Here is a 20,577-nt window from a genome sequence, read left to right as displayed (position 1 = left end):
GCGATCCAATGGCAGGAAGACGCAATCATCCAAAGACAGCCGCCATCAAGATGCAGGCTGCACGGGAGGACACATGACCAATCCACAGACCGCCGGGATCATAGGCCCTTTCGACGGGCTCGACGTGTCCTGGCTGCTGAAGCTGCGCGCCGAGGTGCGCAACTCACATCCGTTCCTGATCTGGGCGCCGTTCGATGCGCCGGCGCGGCGCTGGAGCTATGGCGAGTTTCACGAGCGGGTCGGCGCGCTCGCGGCGGGCCTCGCCAAGCGCGGCGTCAAGCCCGGCGAATATGTGCTCATCCATCTCGACAATTGCATCGAGGCGATGCTGGCCTGGTTCGCCTGCGTCGAATTGGGCGCAATCGCGGTGACCACCAACACCCGCTCGGCGCCAGCCGAGATCGCGTACTTCGCCGATCATTGCGGCGCGGTCGCCGCGATCACGCAGCCGTCCTATGCGGAAGTCGTCGCGCAGAACTGCCGCAACATCCGCTGGATGGCGGTGACCTCGCACGATGCGGGCACAGCGCCCGCGCAAGCGGTCGCACGCGGCGACAGTTTTGAATCCCTGTTCGCCGACAGTGCCGACCGTCCCAGGCGCGCCACCGATCCGCTCGCGCCGTGCAGCGTGCAGTACACATCGGGCACGACGTCGCGCCCCAAGGCGGTGCTGTGGACCCACGCCAACGCGCTGTGGGGCGCCAAGATCAACGCCGCGCATGAAGACCTTCATGCCGGCGACGTGCACCAGACCTACCTGCCGCTGTTCCACACCAATGCGCTGGCCTATTCCATGCTGGCGACGCTGTGGGTCGGCGCCACCTGCGTGATCCAGCCGCGCTTCTCCGCCAGCCGGTTCTGGCGCGTCGCGCGCGAGCACGGCGCGACCTGGACCTCGACGATTCCGTTCTGCATGAAAGCGCTGCTCGAGCAGGAGATCCCCCATGATCACAAATTCCGCCTGTGGGGTAGCGCGATCAACGAGCCGCCGGCGTTCGCCGCGTTCGGCGTCAAGATCATCGGCTGGTGGGGCATGACCGAGACGATCACCCACGGCATCGTCGGCGAGGTCGACCAGCCCAACATACCCATGTCGATCGGCCGCGCCGCGCCGGAGTACCAGATCCGCATCACCGATGACGACGGCCGGCCGACGGAAGTCGGCGGCACCGGCAATCTCTCGATCAAGGGCATCCCCGGCCTATCGCTGTTCGCCGAATATCTGCACAACGAGAAGGCGACGCGCGAGAGTTTTGATGAGCACGGCTTCTTCCTCACCGGCGACCGTGTCGAACGGCTGGCGAACGGCTACATCAAGTTCGGCGACCGCGCCAAGGACATGCTGAAGGTCGGCGGCGAGAACGTCGCGGCCTCCGAGATCGAGCAGGTGATCGCGCTCGTTCCCGGCGTGCGCGAGGCCGCGGTGGTGGCGAAGACGCATCCGATGCTGGACGAGGTGCCGGTCGTCTTCATCATTCCGCAGGGCGGCGTCGCCGATGCGGCGCCCGACCTGCATGATCGCGTGATGGCAGCCTGCCGCGCCGGCCTCGCCGACTTCAAGGTGCCACGCGAGATCAGGCTCGTCGACGACATGCCGCGCTCGACGCTGGAGAAGGTGGCGAAGGCGGAGCTGCGCAAGATGGTGGGGTGACTTCACCCTCCCCTGAGGGGGCCTTGAGGGGGAGGGTAAGCAGGCCGCGCGCCTCTGCAATTGCAACGTCTCGCTCAGAACGATCCCAGCGCCACCGGGCGGAACGCCTGCAACAGCTGCTGGTCGAGCTTGCCGCCCATGCCTTCCATCATCGTGAACGCACGCGAGTGGGTGAAGGGCATGCGGTAGGCGCGCTTCTCCACGAGAGCGGCGTAGATGTCGACGATCGTCGTCAGCCGCACGATGTCGCTGATCTGGTTCGACGACAGCCCATTCGGATAGCCGGAGCCATCGAGGAACTCGTGGTGATGCAGCACCACGTCGAGCATCTCCGGCGGGAAGCCGCCTTGCGCGGCGAGCGCGTCATAGCCACGGCGGGGATGCTGGCGCACCTCGGCCATCTCCTCGTCGGTGAGCTTGCCGGGCTTGTCGAGCAGTGCGGAGGGAACGAAGGCCTTGCCAACGTCGTGCAGCAGCGCGGCGCGAGTCAGGCGGCGCTGGTCGTCCTCGCGCATGCCGAGATGCTGCGAGAAAGCGACGGCAAAGCCGGTGACGAACAGGCAGTGCCGATAGCTGCCGACATGGTGGCAGCCGACCGTGGTGAGCCATTCGCGCAGTGAGGAGTGCTTGATCGCTTTCAGAATCTTGCTCTCGGCGGCAATGACGTCGTCGAAGGTCAGGGGCACGCCGAGCGGAAGCTTCTCGAACATCTTTGCCAAAACGGCATGCGCCGCCTCGACGCCGCGGTTGAGCGTCTTGCCGCGGTCGGTCGCGTCATAGAGGGCGGTGTCCGGAAAGGCGGAGTGGATGCGCTGAAGGATGGCGTCCGCCTGCAGCGGGCGCGAGATGGTGTCGGTGGCGCCTAGCGCCCAGGCCTGCATGGTGCCGTGGTGGAGGGCATCGGCGAGTACGAACAGGCGCGGCATCGACCGATAAGCATCGCCGCGCAGCTTGTTGCGCACCCGCTGCACGCTCTCGGGCGAGCGCAGATTGATATCGACGACGAGGCCGGAGAGATCCCGCGACGGCTTGTCGGGGATGTCCTGGGTCGTCACCGTCGAGACCTCGCCGACCGCTTTCAGGATGCTGACGAGCTCGCTGCTCTCGTCGCTCCGGTCGGAAGCGAGCAGAAGCCGGCGTTTGGCGGCGGGTTTGGCTGAGGCGTTCATGACTTCCCCAAAAGGGCACCGAGAGCACGGGCGTATTGGCCTTAAGCCTAAGCCGGATCAGGTTCTCTGGCCCTTAAGAGGCGTGCTCAATGGAACCCTGCGCAATTGGAGGCAATTTGAGGAATTTCCGCTGTGGGGCGGCGCCAAACAAAAAAGTCGAAAAACAACCCCATGCACAGTAGCCATGTCATTGAGGCGTAAGGAGTATTTTGGGCGCCATCGCCACACCCTCCGCTGTCATCGCCCGCCTTGACCGGGCATGACAGTGAGCGTGTGGAGGCGGCGCCAAAACAAATCCGCCGGAGGTTGCCCTCCGGCGGATCGTCTCAAGCAGCCTTGGCCAGCCTTACGCCTTCATGCTCGCCTTCACGGCTTCGGCCGTGATCGGCAGCGCCCGGACGCGGGCGCCGGAGGCGTTGAAGATGGCGTTGCCGATGGCGGGAGCCACCACCGTCACCGCGGGCTCGCCGACGCCGGTTGCCTTCTCGCCATTGGCGATCACGGCGACGGCGACTTCGGGCGTCTGGCTCATGCGCAAGGGCGTATAGCTGTCGAAATTGGTCTGCTCGATGCCACCGTCCTTGAGTGTCGCCTTCTCGTACATCGCCAGCGACAGGCCCCACAGCGCCGCACCCTCGACCTGGGCGCGGATGTTGTCGGGATGCACCTGGGTGCCGACGTCGGTTGCGACCGTGAGCTTCTTCACCGTCACCTCACCCGATGGCGCCACCGCGACATGGGCGACGCAAGCCGTCCAGCTCGCAGTCGCACGCTCCTGCGACGACACACAGGCCACACCCATGCCCTCGCCTTTCGGCAGCTGCTTGGTACCATAGCCGGACAATCCCATCGCGGCGAGCAGCGTGTTGCGCAGCCGCTGCGCGCCGCCGTCGTTCTTGCCGGCACCATCGAGCAGCGAGATGCGGAACTGCGCGGGGTCTTTGCCCGTCGCCGCCGCGATCTCGTCGATCATGCTTTCGACCGCCCAGAAGGTCCAGCCCGGCGCTACCGAACGGAGCTGGCCGGACGGCGTGGCGTTGTGCGCGAGCTCGTTCTTGATCGCGCGCACATAATGGTTGGGCACGGTGTAGAAGAAGTCGGCCCCGTTCACCGTGAAGGAATCGAGCGGGCCTTTCTTATCGACCGACGGCGTCAGGAAGTCCGGGATTCCCCAGCGCGCGGTCGGCCAGGCCGAGACCACGTCGTGGCTGATCGCAATGAGCTTGCCATCGCCGTCCACGCCGGCCTTGACCTTTTGATAGGTAAGCGGGCGCGAGAAATCCATCGTCATGTCGTTCTCGCGCGAATAGATCACCTTCACCGGCTTGCCGACCGCCTTTGCCGCCTGCACCGCCGGAATCATCATGTCGGCATCGAGACGCCGGCCGAATCCGCCGCCCAGCCACATCTGGTGCATGACCACGAATTTCGGATCGATCCCGGCTGCACCTGCGGCGATCGCGCCGGAGCGTGTCGCGAACTGGTTGCCGGAATAGATGTGCAGGATGTCGCCCTTGAACTCCGCTGTGGCGTTCATCGGCTCCAGCGGCGCGTGGATGTTGATGCTGGTGGTGTACTCGGCCTCCAACACCTTGGCGGCCGAACCGAGGGCTGCATTGGGATCGCCGTCCTTGACGAAGAACTGGCCGGAATCCTCTAACATCTGAAGCCGCTTGGCTTCATCGAGCAGCGACTGGCTCGACAGCTTGGCGTTCGGGCCATTGTCATAGGCGATCTTCAGCGCTTGCGCCGCCTTCTTGGCGTTGGCGTAGGTGCTGGCCACCGCGACGACCCAGCCCGATGTCGTTCCGGTCTTGTCGTCGAGCGTGACGGCCTTGATGAAGCCCGGCACCTTCTTGGCGCCGCTGTCGTCGACCGATTTCACCGTGGCGCCGAAGCGCACCGGCGGCGTGACCACCGCGCCATAGACCATGCCCGGCAACATCACGTCGATGCCGTACTTTGCCGTGCCATTGGTCTTCGAGGGGATGTCGAGCTGCGGCACCGACACGCCGATCATGGTGTATTGATCCGGCGTCTTCAGCTTGATCGCCTTCAGCTCATCCGGCGTGAAGGTTTTGGTCGCCTTGCCGCTCTTCACCACATCGGCGAACGACATCTGCTTCTTCGACTTCGGATGCACGATCATGGAATCGCGCACCACGAGCTCCGAGGCCGGCACACCCATGGCGGCGGCCGCGGCTTCCGTTAGTGCCATGCGGCCCGCAGCGCCCGCGCGGCTCATGGCGTCGAAGTTCATCATGGTCGACCAGCTGCCGCCGGTGATCTGCGCGCCCAGCACGGGATCGTTGAACTTCGGGTCGTTGGAGGCAAGCGACACGCGCATGTCGCTCCATTTCGCGCCCAGCTCCTCGCAGACGATCTGCGCCATGGTGGAGGCGATGTGCTGGCCCATATCGGCCTTGCCGCAGGTCACGGTGACGAGACCGTCCGGCGAGATCGCATACCAGACGCTCGGCTCGAAGTTCGAAGGCGCCGCAAGCGCGTCGCTGATGCCGGGCACGCCGGCGTAGCCGAGCACGAGACCCGTCGCGGCGGTGCCGACGAGGAAGGAGCGGCGGCTGAGATCGGTCGCCTCTGGGGCGACGTTGTTCACGTGCTTATTCATGTGGGCCTCCGTTCGGTGGCCGTGGATGCGGTGCGCATCTCGGACGCGGCCCGCATAATCGCCTTCTGGATCCTCGAATAGGTCATGCAGCGGCAGAGATTGCCATCCATGTGAGCGACGACCTCTTCCTTGGTCGGATTGGGATTTTTCGACAGCAGCGAGGCTGCCTGCATGATCTGCCCGGACTGGCAATAGCCGCATTGCGGCACCTGCTCGGCGATCCAGGCCTTCTGCAAGGGATGATCGCCCTTGGCGGAGAGGCCTTCGATGGTGGTGATCTTCTTGCCAGCGACGTCTCCGACCATGGTCTGGCACGAACGCACGGCTTCGCCGTTGACGTGCACGGTGCAGGCACCGCACAGCCCGGCGCCGCAGCCGAACTTGGTGCCGGTCATCTGCAATTGCTCGCGGATCGCCCAGAGGAGCGGCGTGTCGTTCGCCGCATCCACGGACAGACTCCGCCCGTTGATGGTGAGTGTTGGCATAGGCGTCTTCCCCTGCCGGTGCATGAAGCCGCTTACGGCGGCAACTTGTGCGGCGGACGCCCACCGGGCTGGCGTCGGCCTAGACGGCGAGCATGATCGCGTTCACGCGCGGAGGCAAATGCAATTTGGAATGGGTCGAAAAAACCAGCTCTGCACTTGCTCGTTGTGCGCCGCGCCAAGAACGCGGTGTAGCCACTGGACACAACAGCAAGCGCATCCGACATGCGTGCCATCGCATTCAGGCAGTTTCTTCCAGGTAACTTGGCGCGCTAGAGTGATGAAACGAAATGGCGGCGCAGTGTCCCTTCTCCCCTTGTGGGAGAAGGTGGCGCGAAGCGTCGGATGAGGGGTATCTCTCGGCTCGCGAGACCGTTTGTGAGGAGAGAACCCCTCACCCGGCTTCGCTCCGCGAAGCCACCCTCTCCCACAAGGGGCCCCACAAGGGGAGAGGGTGCACCGTTATCGCGGCGACGAGACCAGAAACAACAGGGCGGGAAGCAATGCCAAGGATCGATCGAGACGGCGTCGGGATCTACTATGAGGTTCACGGCAACGGGCCGCCGTTGCTGCTCACTCACGGCTATTCATCGACATCGGCGATGTGGCATGGGCAAATCGATGCGCTCGCGAAGAACCACAAGCTCGTGCTGTGGGACATGCGCGGCCACGGCCAGTCCGATTACCCCGATGATCCCGATGCCTACAGTGAAGCACTCACGGTCGGCGACATGGCGGCGATCCTCGACGATATCGGCACTGAGCGCGCCATCATCGGGGGTCTCTCGCTCGGCGGCTACATGTCGCTCGCGTTCTATCGCGCCTACCCACAACGCGCCCGCGCGCTGCTGATCATCGACACTGGCCCGGGCTTCAAGAAGGACGATGCGCGCGAGGCCTGGAACGCGCGCGCGCTTGCCACCGCCGACAGGCTCGACCGCGAAGGCCTCGACGTCCTCCAATCGGCGACGCGCGAGCGCGCCACCGCCAGCCATCGCAACGCCGACGGGCTAGCGCTCGCCGCACGCGGCATGCTGACCCAGCGCGACGCGCGCGTGATCGAGCTATTGCCCGACATCACGGTGCCGTCGCTGATCGTGGTCGGCGCCGACGACACGCCGTTCCTGGCGGCGTCCGACTATATGGCGGCAAAGATCCCCGGCGCACAAAAGGTCGTGATCCCCGCCGCCGGACACGCCGTCAACATCGATCAGCCCGAGGCTTTTGTTGACGCGATCGCGCCTTTCCTGAAGAACTTGCCGGGATAGACCGATCAAGCAAGGACGTAGGCAATGAAGCGGGCGATGCTGGCTGCTGGAACGATGTTGCTATCGATATCTGCGCAGGCCGAGCCGTTCGGCGCGGTGCCGCCGCGCCAGCCCTTCGTCGCAACCTTGTCGAACAACACGCCGCTCGCGTTCGGCATGGATGCCGAACAGACCGCCCGTGCCCTCGGCCAACCGCTGCAATATGTGCGCGGGCGTCCCGGCGACGAAATCTATCTTGCTTTGCGCAACATCGGCGGCAGCCGCTTGATCCCCAACCGCCACCGCCTGTTCCTGCAATTCCGTCACGGCCGGCTGGCAGGATGGAAGGAGGATTACGGCGAGAACTGGATGTGGGAGTGAGGTGGACCTCCTCATGGTGAGGAGCGGCGAAGCCGCGTCTCGAACCATGAAAGGCCCCGCGGCTACATCTCGGCCTGGCATCCTTCGAGACGCGCTGACGCGCTCCTCAGTATGAGGGGAGACAACTTTCGAATCGAAGACCAACCAAGAAGGACAACCCGCGTGGGACAAGACATCAAGCTGACGGCTTCGGACAATTTCCAGCTGGGCGCCTATCGCGCCGATCCCGCAGGCACGCCGAAAGGCGCGGTGGTGGTGATCCAGGAGATCTTTGGGGTCAATCACCACATCCGCTCGGTCTGCGACCGTCTTGCAGGAGAAGGCTATGTCGCGATCGCGCCGTCGATCTTCGATCGGACCGCGCCGAATTTCCAATCGGGCTATTCGCCCGACGAGATCGCGGAGGCGCGCAAATTCGTCGCCAATCCGGACTGGGCCGCGATGCTGCGCGACACCCAGGCGGCGATCGATGCAGCCAGAAGCGTAGGCCCGGTCGGCATCATCGGCTTTTGTCTTGGCGGCAGCATCGCCTTCCTCGCGGCGACGCGGCTGTCGGGTCTCAAGGCCGCGATCGGCTATTACGGCGGCGCAGTGGTGCGCTTCGCGGACGAGACGCCGAAGGTGCCGACGCAGCTGCATTTCGGCGAGAAGGATGCCGGCATTCCCCTGACCGACGTCGACGCCATCAAGGCGAAGCGGCCCGATATCGAAGTCTTCGTCTATCCGGGCGCGCAGCATGGCTTCCATTGCGACGAGCGGGCAAGCTACGACAAGGCCAGCGCCGACATCGCCTGGCCGCGCAGCATGGAGTTTTTCGCGAAGCATTTGAAGTAGAGCGCAGCATCCGTCATTCCGGGGCGCGCGGAGCGCGAGCCCGGAATCCGTTGTGCGTCAGAGTTCGTGGAAGATATGGATTCCGCGCTCGCGACGTTGTCGCGCCCCGGACATGACGGAGAGAGCGGAAATCGGGTGGCTGCATCAGGCCGCGCGGCGATAGAGCTGGCCGATCAAGCCAACTCGCTCCGGAGCTTCGCCATGCAGCAACCCATCACGCACCTCGTCCGCCGCAATCCGTTCGGAACCATGGACGTGCCAGAACCCGATGATTCCGAAGTGAGGAACTATGCTGCGACGGCCACGCTGTCCGGCGATGCCGCGGACGTCAACGCGGCGGCGTGGGCAATAGCCGCTTCGCCTTCTGATCCGCTCGAGGGCTGCTGGCAGAGCCGCTGGAATGGCGGCGCCGATCCGACCATTGCCGGCGATACATCGGACAGATGGAAAGAAGGGCACGCGGAAATCCGCATCACGGGAGGCCGCATCTACCTGCGCTTCGACTGGGACAACGGCCGCCGGCACGGGCTGATCGATGCGGCGCGGGAGGGCGCGGATCGCCTGGTTGGCAAGTACATCAACCTGACCACGCCCGCGATCACACGGCCATGGGTCGGGCGCGTGATCGACGATACGCGGATCGACGGGTGTTTTCCGAACGGGCGGCTGGATTTTCGAAGGTGAAATGCGGACGTAGCGCCCCCACTCTCACCATCGTCAATTCTGGGATGCGCCGACAGGCGCAGACCCGAAAAATCCATCGTGCCACGGAGTTGGTGGAGGAATGGATCCCGGACTCGCGCTCACGCGCGCCCCCGGAATGATGACAGAGATGGTTCGGCTGAAACCTAAAACCAGCGCTCGCCGACGAACACGGTGTCACCCGGCGCCAAGGGCGTGCCGAGCGGGACGATGGCGCGCAGAGCGCCGCCAGCTTCGGTGTGCGTGACCGTGACCACATCGCGCTTGGCGCGGGGCGAGAAGCCGCCGGCGATGGCGACCGCGCTTTCGACCGTCATGTTCGGCACGTAAGGATATTGGCCGGGCGCGAGGACCTCGCCGAGAATGAAGAACGGGCGATAGGCCTCGATCTCCACGGCGACCGAGGGCTCGCGGATATAGCCGTTGCGCAGGCGTGCGGCGATTTCGCCGGCAAGGCCCGCCGTGGTGCGTCCGCGCGCCGGCACCGCGCCGATCAGCGGCATAGTGATGGAGCCGCCGGCATCGATCGCATAGCTGTTGGTGAGACCTTCCTGGCCGTAGACCACGACGCGCAGCTTGTCGCCAGCATCGAGATGGTAGGAAGAGTCATAGCGCACCGGCGCCGCCCTGGGCGCGGCGTAGCCGACCGGCATGGGCGCGGGCGACGAGGCGAAGGAATTGCGCAGCGCGCCGATGGCGCCGCCACCGTCGGCGACGACAACGGGCTGCGGCGCGCTATAGGGCTGGCCATAGGCCATGGAGTCGAGGTCGGGGCGCGGCTGCATCACCGCGACAGGGCCGGCGGCCTGCATGCAGCCGCCAAGGGCAAGCGCGGCGGACGCTGCCAGGGACGCTGCCAAACTCGACCATCGAAACGCGCGTGCAACCGGCACCGGACCCATCCCTCGAAACGAGACAGCTCCCGTCTTGCACTGATTATGGTTAATAAAGCGTTTCGTACCCTCGCCTGGAGGTTGAGAGCGGGTTCCTGTGACCGTCCTTCAAGACGCCCGCTTTAGGCGGGCGTCTCAGGATAAGGGACGGAATGCGTGGCAGTAGCGTCAACCAGCACGGTGCTGCTTAGCCTCATCCAGAGGAGACCGCGAAGCGGTCGTCTCGAAGGACGAGGCGTGCGCTCCGGCATTGCCGGAAGTATACGCGATTGCTCTACCCTCCAAGGGAGGATAAGCGCAGCACGGTTCGACCACTTACAATTACGCGCCCACACCGACTCCAATCGGGCAGGACACGCCGGTGCCCCCTAAGCCGCAATAGCCGGCGGGGTTCTTCGCCAGATATTGCTGATGGTAGTCCTCGGCGAAATAGAATGCGCCGGCGGGCGCGATCTCGGTGGTGATGTCGCCGAGACCCTTTGCGGTAAGCGCCTTCTGATAGAGCGCTCTCGATTCATCGGCGGCCTTCTTCTGCGCGTCACTGAAGGTGTAGATCGCGCTGCGGTACTGCGTGCCGACATCGTTGCCTTGGCGCATGCCCTGCGTGGGATTGTGGCTCTCCCAGAACGTCTTCAAGAGCCTGTCGTAGGAGATCTTGTTGGGATCGAACACGACCAGCACCACTTCAGTGTGGGCGGTGCGGCCCGAACAGACCTCTTCATAAGTCGGGTTCGGCGTGTGACCGCCGGCATAGCCGACGGCAGTCACATGGACGCCATCGCCGAGCTCCCAGAACTTGCGCTCGGCGCCCCAGAAGCAGCCGAGGCCGAATACCGCCTGCTCGAGACCGGCGGGATAAGGCGGCTGCAGCTTCGCACCGTTGACGAAATGGGTGGTCGCAGTCGGGATGGCTTGCGCACGGCCCGGCAGCGCCTCAGTTGCGCTCGGCAATGCGGTGGTCTTGCGCATGAACAGCATGGTTGGGTCTCCGCAACGAGCCGACCGGTCCATGAGACAGGCGCTCAGGCGGCGAGCTCGCGATCAGTGGGGAATATAAGCATCTACGCAGCGAGAGGTAGCTCTGTTACGCCCCCCGCGCGCGCTCAATCCCGGGAATAGCCGATCAGCGGTTTCCGGGGGCGGAACAGGATCATCAGCAGGATGCCGAGAACGCCGAGGACGGCGAACACCGGCTGATCCAGCACCAGGCGGATCACCGAGGTCCAGAGCCAGGGCGCCTTGGCCTCGACCCAGGTCCGGAACGCGGTCTGGCTGGCCTGATTGATGTCGTTCCAGAACTGCCCGAACCGGGTGAACTTGAGGGTCTGGTCGGCCACCCAGCGGGCGCCGTCATAGACCATGAAAATGAACCCGCCGGCGAGCAGCAACAGCCCAATAAGTCGAAAAAAGCCGCGGATCATGCCTCACCTACGATGCTCGTCCGAGCGGACGGCGTTGCAGAACGTCGCCAGCCAATAGCCGGGCGACGGCAGAAATTCAACCTGTTCAGGGCCTTACGGCCGGCCTCCAGCCCGTTCGCGGCCGCTTTTCCAACTCCGAAAGCGTTGACGGTGCCGAAGACCCTCTCTATAAGGGCGCTAACTGGCGGTGGGCGCAATCCTGCCGCCGCTGTTCTTTGAGCAGTTGCAGGCACCTTGAGCTTAAGACTCTTTGGAGCCTCAGAGACGGCCGCAAGGCCGTCGCTCATGTTCCGGGAACGGCCCAGCAACCGAACACCCTAAATCCGAGCGTCGATTAAGCGGTCAAGCAGCCGGCGCTACCCGACCAAGACGCGACCGGTACCGCAAAGGACATTGAGACCATGGCCAATACCACTTCCGCCAAGAAAGCGACGCGCAAGATCGCCCGCCGCACCGCCGTCAACAAGTCGCGCCGCACTCAGATGCGCGGCGCCGTGCGCACCGTTGAGGAAGCCATCAACACCGGCGATCGCGCCGCTGCCGTGAAGGCGCTGGCGAATGCCGAGCCGGCCTTGATGCGTGCCGCCCAGCGCAACATCATTCACAAGAACAACGCCAGCCGCAAAGTCTCGCGCCTCACCGCGCAGATCGCCAAGCTCGCCAAGTAATCGCGCGGCGTAATCTGATCGGCCGACCCGATCAGCACGTCAAACAAAGCCCGGCCTCGCGCCGGGCTTTTTCGTTGGCTTCATATTCACGCAAGCAGTGACGCCATTGCTCGATCTTCGCATTGGAAGATCTGGATCGTCTGCGCTATTCTTCGTCCCGTAATTCTACCTGCAGATGTTCTGCAACAGCGGAAACTTTCACCGCGTTGCAAAAACCCCTGCGCTGCCGGCCCGAATTGAATCCGCGAGCGACGAAAGTTCTACACACCGTAGATTCACAGGAACGCACGTCGGCGTGGAGTTACCCTGCAAAACGAGACTCAAAAAACGATGTCTCGCTAATCACTTATCGACATAGTGATCGCAAGCGTTTGGAAAAATCGCCGGCACGTCAGGGGCGTGACGAATTTGTTAAAAAAAATTGGCAGTGGCGGAGAATTTGTCACATGAGGCGCGGCGTTCTCGATTCTGTGCACGAATCCAAAAACTTGCTTCGGAGCCTGTGAACAACTCGGGCGCGCCATTAACGCAGATCAAGTTTTTTGATGCCTCAAGTGTGAATCAATTCGATTGCGAGTCTTTCCGCTTAGTGTATTCCTTAAGTCGTCAGCGGCGCCCACGATCTTGAGACCAGCGCGGTTTAGGAAACGGGGCGAGCGTGCAAATCGGCGGCGATGGGCACGTAGGCGACGCTTCAACAAGCGATGTCGGTGCAAAACCCATAGCAATATGGGAATGGTAGTTTTTTGTCTGAATGTCTCCAAGCGGGATCTTCCCGCCTCGCGCCAAGCGCTCACGAGAGACATCGCAAGGCTACCCCGGCTCGCAAGGCGGCGACGTCGAGCGGACGACGAGTATAGACGGGCAGGGCATCCGCGACTGGGGCTTTCAGGTGCGGCTGTCTTTCACACGCAGGACCTTGTCGTGAGCAATCACGGCGGGACGGGGAGGTATCATGTCCTACGGATTCAACGCGGTATTGACACAGTGTCCATCTTGCGGCGATGCCGTCTCCGATCCGTCATACGGCCAGCCTCCCACGTGTGAGAGCGCGCAGAGTACGCGCTGACCTCGCGACCCCCTTCATCTCTGACATCGCTGATCGGACGCGGCGTTCTCGCCGGACGGTCGAGCCATGCCTGACGATGGACTCGCTTGAGGTCGTGCCATTCCAGGGATTCCGGCAGGAACCCTGCATGGCGCTCACAACGCAACCTTATCTCTCAAGAGAAGTTTTTCAGACGATGACAATGGAACAGGATCGCTGGTCACGCGTGAAGGGTCGGCTGCGCTCGAGCGTTGGCGAAGACGTTTACACGAGCTGGTTTGCACGCATGGATCTGGAAGGCGTGCAGGACGAGAGCGTGCGGCTCTCGGTCCCGACTCGCTTCCTGAAGAGCTGGATTCAGGCCCATTACGCCGAGCGCGTGCTGTCGTGCTGGCAGGCCGAGATGCCGGAAGTGCATCGCATCGATCTCACGGTCCGCTCGGCGGTGCGCCCGCTGGCGCAGCCGAAGGAGGCGCCCGCCCCGGTCGAGGCGCGCCGCACGCCGGCGCCGGAGCTGCGCTCGACCGCGACCGCGCCGGTCTCGGCCAATCATGACGCGCTCGGCGGCTCGCCGCTCGATCCGCGCCTGACCTTCGCGAGCTTCGTCGTCGGCCGCTCCAACACGCTGGCGCATGCAGCCGCTCGCCAGGTCGCCGAAGGACGCCGCGGCGACCCCGTTATGTTCAACCCACTCTACATCCATGCCGGCGTCGGCCTCGGCAAGACGCATCTCCTGCAGGCGGTGACCTGGGCCGGCAATTCCGGCAACGAGCGTAAGGTGCTGTATCTCACTGCGGAGAAATTCATGTACGGCTTCGTCGCCGCGCTGAAGACGCAGACGGCGCTGGCCTTCAAGGAAGCGCTGCGCGGCATCGACGTGCTCGTCATCGACGATCTCCAGTTCCTGCAAGGCAAGTCGACCCAGGCCGAGTTCTGCCACACGCTGAACGCGCTGATCGACGCCGGCCGCCAAGTCGTGATCGCGGCCGACCGTCCGCCGTCCGACCTCGAGAGCCTGGACGATCGCGTCCGCTCGCGGCTCGCCGGCGGCCTCGTGGTCGAGATGGGCTCGCTCGGCGAGGAGCTGCGGCACGGCATTCTCAAGTCGCGTGTCGCGGCGGCCCGCGCCCACCATGCAACTTTCGAGGTGCCCGAGGAGGTGCTGCACTATCTGGCGCGCACCATCACACACAACGGCCGCGACCTCGAAGGCGCGATCAACCGTCTGCTGGCGCATTCGAAACTCAACAACCGGCCGGTGACGTTGGAAATGGCCGAGCACGAGGTGCGCGACCTGGTCCGGCCGCAGGAGCCCAAGCGCATCAAGATCGAGGACATCCAGCGCGTGGTGGCGCGGCAGTATAACGTGAGCCGCTCCGATCTCTTGTCCTCGCGTCGCACCGCCAACGTGGTCCGCCCGCGCCAGGTGGCGATGTATCTCGCCAAGACGCTCACCCTGCGCTCGCTGCCCGAGATCGGCCGCCGCTTCGGCGGACGCGATCACACCACGGTGCTGCATGCGGTGCGCAAGATCGAGGCGCTGGTTTCCAAGGACACCGCGCTGTCCGAGGAAGTGGAATCGCTGAAGCGCCAGCTTCAGGAATAAACGCCTAGAGCTCCCGCCATGCTCCCGCCGCCCCGGCCAGGCCTGGGCGGCGGCCTTCGTTCTGGGCGGTAAATCGTGGGGGAACTGCCTCCGATCCCTTGAATCCGGAGGCCATCCGCGCCACCTTGCGCGACCCTGACAGCTTTGGTCATATCGGCAGGATGATCCGGCTTTTTGGGGTCTTCGGTGCCGTGGCGCGCGTCCCGCCGCCCGGCCTTCTCATCTTGGGGATCGGGCGAGTAGTGCAATGAAGGTTACGGTTGAACGCGCGCAACTCCTGAAGTCGCTGGGCCATGTCCATCGCGTGGTCGAGCGCCGCAACACGATCCCGATCCTCGGCAACGTGCTGGTTCGCGCCGAGAGCGCGAAATTGTCGCTGAAGGCGACCGACCTCGACCTCGAGGTGACCGAGACGCTGCCGGCGGAGACCGCAACCGCGGGCTCCACCACCGTGCCGGCGCACATGTTCTACGACATCGTGCGCAAGCTGCCGGACGGCTCGCAGATCGTGCTGGAGGCCGACGGCGACCGTGCGGTGCTGGCGATCCGCGCCGGCCGCTCGCGCTTCACGCTGCAGACCCTGCCGGAGAACGACTTTCCGGATCTCGCCGCCGGCGACATGTCGCACTCGTTCTCGCTCGCCGCCAAGGACGTCAAGCGGCTGATCGACCGCACCCAGTTCGCGATCTCGACGGAAGAGACGCGCTACTATCTCAACGGCATCTATCTGCATGCGGCCGGCACGCCTAAGGCCGCGACCCTGCGCGGCGTCGCCACCGACGGCCATCGCCTCGCCCAGCTCGACCTGGTTCAGCCCAAGGGTGCCGAGGGCATGCCCGGCGTGATCGTGCCGCGCAAGACCGTCGGCGAGGTGCAGCGCCTGATCGAGGACACCGAGGCGGAGATGACGATCGAGCTGTCACAGGCCAAGATCCGCTTCACCATCGGCAACGTGGTGCTGACCTCGAAGCTGATCGACGGCACCTTCCCCGACTACGGCCGCGTCATCCCGCAAGGCAACGACAAGGAGCTCGTCGTCGACAAGAAGGATTTTGAGAACGCGGTCGACCGTGTCTCGACGATTTCGAGCGAGCGCGGGCGAGCGGTAAAACTTTCGCTGTCGGCGGGCAAGCTGGTGCTGTCGGTGACCAATCCGGATTCCGGCAGCGCGACCGAGGAGCTGGAGGTCGAATACGCCTCCGATGCCCTCGATATCGGCTTCAACTCCCGCTACCTGCTCGATATCGCCGCCCAGATCGAAGGCGACGTCGCAACGCTCCGGCTCGCCGACCCCGGCTCGCCCACCCTGGTGCAAGACCGCGACGACAAGAGCGCGCTGTACGTGCTGATGCCGATGCGGGTGTGAGGGAGGTGGCTCTCGGCCCCGAAATCCTTCGTGAGCCAGGCGCGACGCGCATTATTGCGCCCTCTCCCCTTGTGGGAGAGGGCAGCTCCGCTGGCAGATATACATTCGGTCGGGTGAGGGGTTAGTGCCGCAAGAGCCGTCCCATCGGCCGGTCCCCAAACATCTCCGCGCGTTTGCGAAGAATATGCGGCGCGAGCCGACCGATGCGGAAGGCGCGATGTGGCGGCTGCTCAGGGAGCGACGCCTGTCGGACTTCAAGTTTCGCCGGCAAGTCCCGTTCAAGAATTACATTCTCGACTTCGTCTGCTTCGAGAAGCGTCTTGTGATCGAGATCGACGGAAGCCAGCACGTTGAATCGCAACGCGATGCAGCTCGTGAAGCCGCGCTCTCCGCGGAAGGTTTCTCTATAGCGCGCTATTGGAATAATGACGTGCTACAGCAGCCCGCCTCTGTATTGGAGGACATCCTTGCAAAGCTTGCCGGGCGGTAACATACCCCTCACCCGTCGCCTCACTACGTGAGGCGCCACCCTCTCCCACAAGGGGAGAGGGGAAGAATCCCGTTCACGACGAAGAACTGATGACCCCCTCCCGCATTCATCGCCTGACGCTGACGCATTTTCGCAATTACCGGGCGGCGGGGCTCGAGACGGCGGCTGACATGGTGGCGCTGGTCGGGCCGAACGGGGCGGGCAAGACCAATTGCATCGAGGCGATCTCGTTCCTGTCGCCGGGGCGCGGCCTGCGCCGGGCGAGGCTGGAAGATGTCGCCGACAACCAGGGCGACGGCTCCTGGGCGGTGTCGGCGCAGGTCGAGGGCGCGCTCGGGCTCGCCACGCTCGGCACCGGCATCGATGCGCCGCGGCCCGACAGCTCCGTGAGCCGGCGCTGCCGTATCGACCGCGAGCCGGTCAATTCCGCCGCTTCGTTCGGCGACCACATCCGCATGGTGTGGCTGACGCCGGCGATGGACAGCCTGTTCATGGGCGCGGCCTCCGAGCGACGGCGCTTCTTCGACCGCCTGGTGCTCGCCATCGACCGCGACCATTCCAGCCGTATCGCGGCGCTGGAGCGTTCCTTGCGTTCGCGCAACCGCCTGCTCGAGACGCGCAATTACGACGACCATTGGTGTGACGCGATCGAGCGCGAGACCGCCGAGCTTGCGGTCGCGGTCGCCGCAATGCGCGGACAGACCGCGGCACGGCTGACCGGCATGCTCAATGCGCGCGCGCAGGCCTCCGCCTTCCCGTCGGCGCACATCGCGCTCGACGGCTGGATGGAGAACGCGCTGCTTAGCGAGACCGCGACGTCGGTCGAGGACCGCTACCGCCAGATCCTGCGCGATAACCGTCCGCGCGATGCCATCGCCGGCCGCACCACCGACGGCCCGCATCTCACCGACCTCCAGGTGGTCTATGCGCCCAAGAGCATGCCGGCGCGCGACGCCTCGACCGGCGAGCAGAAAGCACTGCTGATCGGTCTCGTGCTGGCGCATGCGAGTCTGGTTGCCGAGATGACTGGCATCGCGCCGCTGCTGCTGCTCGACGAAGTCGTCGCGCATCTCGATCCGAACCGGCGCGCGGCGCTGTTCGAGGAGCTGAAAAAGCTCGGCGCGCAGGTCTGGCTGACCGGCGCGGACCCCGCTGCCTTCGCCGAGATCGGCGCCAGCGGCGAAGTCTTTGACGTCGAAAACGGACGAGTCTCTGCCCGAAGCCAAAAGCGGCATTGAACGCCCTTCCGGGCCCGTAAACGCCTCCCCGAATCGCGCTTTTTTTGAGGCTTGGAATCGGCTCTCACGAGCCTTGAAAATCGGTCGAAAAACCCTATCTGCTCAAAGGGTTGCGACAGCATACTTTGCGCTAGGCGCAAACCCTCTTTCATGGCACAAATAGCCCGCAAATCAGCGCCTTTTGCGCCGCTGATTCGGGCGACATCTCGAAGGCCTCTCATGACAGAACCTGCTCGGCAGTCCGCTGCCGAAAACGAGCTCTCCAACGCGAGCGATTACGGCGCGGAATCGATCCGCGTGCTCAAGGGTCTCGACGCCGTCCGCAAGCGCCCGGGCATGTATATCGGCGACACCGACGACGGCTCGGGCCTGCACCACATGGTCTACGAGGTCGTCGACAACGCGATCGACGAGGCACTCGCGGGCCACGCGACGCGCGTCGACGTCATCCTCAATGCCGATAATTCCGTCACGGTGCGCGACGACGGCCGCGGCATTCCGGTTGACATCCACAAGGGCGAAGGCATCTCGGCGGCCGAGGTCATCATGACCCAGCTCCATGCCGGCGGAAAGTTCGACCAGAATTCCTACAAGGTCTCCGGCGGCCTGCACGGCGTCGGCGTCTCCGTCGTCAACGCGCTGTCCAGCAAGCTGGGCTTGCGGATCTGGCGCGACAACAAGGAGCACTACATCGAGTTCGCCCATGGCGATGCCGTCGCACCGCTCAAGGTCGTCGGCGATGCCCCAGGCAAGCGCGGCACCGAGGTGACGTTCCTCGCCTCGACCGAGACGTTCAAGAACATCGAATATGATTTCGCCACGCTCGAGCACCGGCTGCGCGAGCTCGCCTTCCTCAATTCCGGCGTCAACATCGCCCTCTCCGACATGCGCCACGCGGTCGAGAAGCGCGAGGAGATGCACTATTCCGGCGGCGTCGAGGAGTTCGTCAAATATCTCGACCGCAACAAGAAGGCGATCGTGCCGGCGCCGATCATGGTGCGCGCGGAAGCCAACGGCATCGGCGTCGAGGCCGCGCTGTGGTGGAACGACAGCTACCACGAGAATGTGCTGTGCTTCACCAACAACATCCCGCAGCGTGACGGCGGCACCCATCTGGCCGGTTTCCGCGGCGCGCTGACGCGCCAGGTCAACGGCTATGCCGAGGCCAACGCCAAGAAGGAAAAGATCGCGCTGACCGGGGACGATTGCCGCGAAGGCCTCACCGCCGTGCTATCGGTGAAGGTGCCCGACCCGAAATTCTCGTCGCAGACCAAGGACAAGCTGGTGTCCTCGGAGGTGCGTCCCGTGGTCGAGAACATCCTCAACGAGGCGCTCCAGGCCTGGTTCGAGGAGCACCCGAGCGAAGCCAAGGTGATCGTCGGCAAGGTGATCCAGGCGGCCGCGGCCCGCGAGGCTGCGCGAAAGGCGCGCGAGCTGACCCGCAAGAGCCCGCTGTCGGTCTCCTCGCTGCCCGGCAAGCTCGCCGACTGCCAGGAAAAGGACCCGGCCAAATCCGAACTCTTCATCGTCGAGGGTGACTCGGCAGGCGGCAGCGCCAAGCAGGGCCGCAACCGCGAATTCCAGGCGGTGCTGCCGCTGCGCGGCAAGATCCTCAACGTCGAGCGCGTCCGTCCCGATAAGATGCTGTCGTCGGAGCAGATCGGCACGCTGATCACCGCGCTGGGCACCGGCGTCAGCGACGAGTTCTCGATCGAGAAGCTGCGCTATCACAAGATCATCGTGATGACGGACGCCGACGTCGACGGCGCCCACATCCGCACGCTGCTGCTCACCTTTTTCTATCGGCAGATGCGCGACATCATTGACGGCGGCTATCTCTACATCGCCCAGCCGCCGCTCTATAAGGTCTCCAGAGGCAAGTCCGAGCAATATCTGAAGGACGAACGCGCGCTGGAGGATTATCTGATCGACACCGGCCTCGATGATTGCGTCTTCGTTCCCGGAACCGGCGGCGACCGTACGGGCCGCGACCTGCGCTCGCTGGTCGACGACGCCCGCGTGGTCCGCAGCATTTTGCGCAACCTGCACAGCCGCTACAACCGCAAGGTCATCGAGCAGGCCGCCATTACCGGCGTGCTGAACAAGGCGATCTACGGCGATCCCGAGAAGGCCGCGGCTGCGGCGCAATACATTGCGGGCCGGCTGGACAACCAGGCCGAGGAGGTCGAGCGCGGCTGGGTCGGGCAATATGTCGAGGGCCAGGGCTTTCAGTTCGAGCGCACGGTGCGCGGCGTCAAGGAAGCCGCTGTGATCGACGACGCCTTCCTGGGGTCCGCCGAGGCCCGCAAGCTCGACGAGTACACGGTAAAGCTTCAAGATGTTTATGCCCGCCCAGGCAAGCTGCGGCGCAGAGATGTCGAGCACATGGTCTACGGTCCGGTCGATCTGTTCGAGGCCGTCACCGACGCCGGCCGCAAGGGCATCACGCTCCAGCGCTACAAAGGCCTCGGCGAGATGAACCCGGAACAGCTCTGGGAAACGACGCTGAACACCGACGGGCGCTCGCTGCTCCAGGTGAAGGTCAAGGAGGTCGACGAGGCCGACGACATCTTCACCAAGCTGATGGGCGACGTGGTCGAGCCGCGCCGCGACTTTATCCAGGAACATTCGCTCAGCGCGACGATCGATATCTGAGGCGTGCTGCGCTTTGGCGCTCGGTGCGGGCACACCTCTCCTTGGCGCTCGGTGCGGGCACACCTCTCCCCGGCGGAAAGGTGAACCTGCCCACCTG

At 64.4% G+C, this 20,577-nt stretch carries 17 protein-coding genes; 11 read left to right on the top strand and 6 right to left on the bottom strand.

Annotated features, from left to right (window positions below; all coding sequences use genetic code 11):
• The first annotated feature begins 73 nt into the window (after positions 1 to 73).
• Entirely contained in the window at positions 74 to 1,651 is a 1,578-nt protein-coding gene (locus IVA98_RS10650) for an ATP-dependent acyl-CoA ligase (RefSeq protein WP_247334550.1), read from the top strand.
• A gap of 74 nt (positions 1,652 to 1,725) precedes the next feature.
• On the opposite strand, the gene IVA98_RS10645 is transcribed toward IVA98_RS10650, so the two are convergent.
• The 3 genes from IVA98_RS10645 to IVA98_RS10635 form a co-directional block, all read right to left on the bottom strand.
• Positions 1,726 to 2,820, bottom strand: a complete 1,095-nt coding sequence (locus IVA98_RS10645) for an HD-GYP domain-containing protein (RefSeq protein ID WP_247303767.1) — start codon at positions 2,818 to 2,820, stop codon at positions 1,726 to 1,728.
• Positions 2,821 to 3,166: 346 nt separating this feature from the next.
• A complete protein-coding gene (locus tag IVA98_RS10640) occupies positions 3,167 to 5,449 on the bottom strand; it encodes a xanthine dehydrogenase family protein molybdopterin-binding subunit (RefSeq protein WP_247303769.1) in 2,283 nt (760 codons plus the stop codon).
• On the bottom strand, positions 5,446 to 5,934 hold the full coding sequence (locus IVA98_RS10635) for a (2Fe-2S)-binding protein (RefSeq protein ID WP_247282023.1): 489 nt from the start codon (positions 5,932 to 5,934) through the stop codon (positions 5,446 to 5,448). Before IVA98_RS10635 ends, IVA98_RS10640 begins: the two co-directional genes overlap by 4 nt.
• 500 nt (positions 5,935 to 6,434) lie before the next feature.
• Here IVA98_RS10635 and IVA98_RS10630 point away from each other — a divergent pair, with 500 nt between their 5' ends.
• The 4 genes from IVA98_RS10630 (at position 6,435) to IVA98_RS10615 (ending at position 9,077) form a co-directional block, all read left to right on the top strand.
• Positions 6,435 to 7,199 carry an alpha/beta fold hydrolase gene (locus tag IVA98_RS10630; RefSeq protein WP_247303772.1) on the top strand — a complete coding sequence of 255 codons (765 nt, stop codon included), beginning with the start codon at positions 6,435 to 6,437 and terminating at the stop codon, positions 7,197 to 7,199.
• 24 nt (positions 7,200 to 7,223) lie between these two features.
• Positions 7,224 to 7,559 carry a hypothetical protein gene (locus IVA98_RS10625; RefSeq protein WP_247303773.1) on the top strand — a complete coding sequence of 112 codons (336 nt, stop codon included), beginning with the start codon at positions 7,224 to 7,226 and terminating at the stop codon, positions 7,557 to 7,559.
• A gap of 162 nt (positions 7,560 to 7,721) precedes the next feature.
• Positions 7,722 to 8,393, top strand: coding sequence for a dienelactone hydrolase family protein (locus IVA98_RS10620; RefSeq protein ID WP_247303775.1), 672 nt, complete (start codon positions 7,722 to 7,724; stop codon positions 8,391 to 8,393).
• Positions 8,394 to 8,468: 75 nt separating this feature from the next.
• Positions 8,469 to 9,077 (top strand): hypothetical protein, encoded by a 609-nt coding sequence (locus IVA98_RS10615; protein ID WP_247303776.1) that lies wholly within the window; start codon positions 8,469 to 8,471, stop codon positions 9,075 to 9,077.
• A 164-nt stretch (positions 9,078 to 9,241) separates the two neighbouring features.
• Here IVA98_RS10615 and IVA98_RS10610 read toward each other — a convergent pair whose 3' ends face one another.
• The 3 genes from IVA98_RS10610 to IVA98_RS10600 form a co-directional block, all read right to left on the bottom strand.
• The gene (locus IVA98_RS10610; protein ID WP_247334543.1) at positions 9,242 to 9,988 is read right to left on the bottom strand and encodes a polysaccharide biosynthesis/export family protein; all 747 of its coding nucleotides are present in this window, start codon (positions 9,986 to 9,988) and stop codon (positions 9,242 to 9,244) included.
• Between the two features lie 321 nt (positions 9,989 to 10,309).
• Complete coding sequence (msrA, locus tag IVA98_RS10605; protein ID WP_247303778.1) at positions 10,310 to 10,966, bottom strand: peptide-methionine (S)-S-oxide reductase MsrA; 657 nt, start codon at positions 10,964 to 10,966, stop codon at positions 10,310 to 10,312.
• Between the two features lie 125 nt (positions 10,967 to 11,091).
• Positions 11,092 to 11,409, bottom strand: coding sequence for a hypothetical protein (locus IVA98_RS10600; protein WP_008540289.1), 318 nt, complete (start codon positions 11,407 to 11,409; stop codon positions 11,092 to 11,094).
• Between the two features lie 401 nt (positions 11,410 to 11,810).
• On the opposite strand from IVA98_RS10600, the gene rpsT reads away from it, so the two are divergent.
• The 6 genes from rpsT (at position 11,811) to gyrB (ending at position 20,480) form a co-directional block, all read left to right on the top strand.
• Positions 11,811 to 12,077, top strand: coding sequence for a 30S ribosomal protein S20 (gene rpsT, locus IVA98_RS10595; RefSeq protein ID WP_247303779.1), 267 nt, complete (start codon positions 11,811 to 11,813; stop codon positions 12,075 to 12,077).
• A gap of 1,244 nt (positions 12,078 to 13,321) precedes the next feature.
• Positions 13,322 to 14,731, top strand: a complete 1,410-nt coding sequence (gene dnaA / locus IVA98_RS10590; RefSeq protein ID WP_247282031.1) for a chromosomal replication initiator protein DnaA — start codon at positions 13,322 to 13,324, stop codon at positions 14,729 to 14,731.
• A 247-nt stretch (positions 14,732 to 14,978) separates the two neighbouring features.
• Positions 14,979 to 16,097, top strand: a complete 1,119-nt coding sequence (gene dnaN, locus IVA98_RS10585; protein WP_247303780.1) for a DNA polymerase III subunit beta — start codon at positions 14,979 to 14,981, stop codon at positions 16,095 to 16,097.
• A 124-nt stretch (positions 16,098 to 16,221) separates the two neighbouring features.
• Complete coding sequence (locus tag IVA98_RS10580; protein ID WP_247303781.1) at positions 16,222 to 16,587, top strand: endonuclease domain-containing protein; 366 nt, start codon at positions 16,222 to 16,224, stop codon at positions 16,585 to 16,587.
• A gap of 89 nt (positions 16,588 to 16,676) precedes the next feature.
• Positions 16,677 to 17,825, top strand: a complete 1,149-nt coding sequence (gene recF, locus IVA98_RS10575) for a DNA replication/repair protein RecF (protein ID WP_247303782.1) — start codon at positions 16,677 to 16,679, stop codon at positions 17,823 to 17,825.
• A gap of 219 nt (positions 17,826 to 18,044) precedes the next feature.
• Positions 18,045 to 20,480 (top strand): DNA topoisomerase (ATP-hydrolyzing) subunit B, encoded by a 2,436-nt coding sequence (gene gyrB / locus IVA98_RS10570; protein WP_247303784.1) that lies wholly within the window; start codon positions 18,045 to 18,047, stop codon positions 20,478 to 20,480.
• The last annotated feature ends 97 nt before the right edge of the window (positions 20,481 to 20,577 follow it).

It is taken from the genome of Bradyrhizobium sp. 160, assembly GCF_023073735.1.
In the GTDB taxonomy this organism is placed as follows: domain Bacteria; phylum Pseudomonadota; class Alphaproteobacteria; order Rhizobiales; family Xanthobacteraceae; genus Bradyrhizobium.
This window is presented reverse-complemented; position numbering and strand designations above follow the sequence as displayed.

What these genes read in the sequence shown, in the direction of transcription:
- IVA98_RS10645 (WP_247303767.1), bottom strand. Translation starts at nt 2,820, where the DNA reads ATGAACGCCTCAGCCAAACCCGCCGCCAAACGCCGGCTTCTGCTCGCT.
- IVA98_RS10615 (WP_247303776.1), top strand. Translation starts at nt 8,469, where the DNA reads ATGGATTCCGCGCTCGCGACGTTGTCGCGCCCCGGACATGACGGAGAG.
- msrA (WP_247303778.1), bottom strand. Translation starts at nt 10,966, where the DNA reads ATGCTGTTCATGCGCAAGACCACCGCATTGCCGAGCGCAACTGAGGCG.
- IVA98_RS10630 (WP_247303772.1), top strand. Translation starts at nt 6,435, where the DNA reads ATGCCAAGGATCGATCGAGACGGCGTCGGGATCTACTATGAGGTTCAC.
- IVA98_RS10640 (WP_247303769.1), bottom strand. Translation starts at nt 5,449, where the DNA reads ATGAATAAGCACGTGAACAACGTCGCCCCAGAGGCGACCGATCTCAGC.
- IVA98_RS10635 (WP_247282023.1), bottom strand. Translation starts at nt 5,934, where the DNA reads ATGCCAACACTCACCATCAACGGGCGGAGTCTGTCCGTGGATGCGGCG.
- recF (WP_247303782.1), top strand. Translation starts at nt 16,677, where the DNA reads ATGACCCCCTCCCGCATTCATCGCCTGACGCTGACGCATTTTCGCAAT.
- IVA98_RS10650 (WP_247334550.1), top strand. Translation starts at nt 74, where the DNA reads ATGACCAATCCACAGACCGCCGGGATCATAGGCCCTTTCGACGGGCTC.
- IVA98_RS10625 (WP_247303773.1), top strand. Translation starts at nt 7,224, where the DNA reads ATGAAGCGGGCGATGCTGGCTGCTGGAACGATGTTGCTATCGATATCT.
- IVA98_RS10600 (WP_008540289.1), bottom strand. Translation starts at nt 11,409, where the DNA reads ATGATCCGCGGCTTTTTTCGACTTATTGGGCTGTTGCTGCTCGCCGGC.
- dnaA (WP_247282031.1), top strand. Translation starts at nt 13,322, where the DNA reads ATGACAATGGAACAGGATCGCTGGTCACGCGTGAAGGGTCGGCTGCGC.
- gyrB (WP_247303784.1), top strand. Translation starts at nt 18,045, where the DNA reads ATGACAGAACCTGCTCGGCAGTCCGCTGCCGAAAACGAGCTCTCCAAC.
- rpsT (WP_247303779.1), top strand. Translation starts at nt 11,811, where the DNA reads ATGGCCAATACCACTTCCGCCAAGAAAGCGACGCGCAAGATCGCCCGC.
- dnaN (WP_247303780.1), top strand. Translation starts at nt 14,979, where the DNA reads ATGAAGGTTACGGTTGAACGCGCGCAACTCCTGAAGTCGCTGGGCCAT.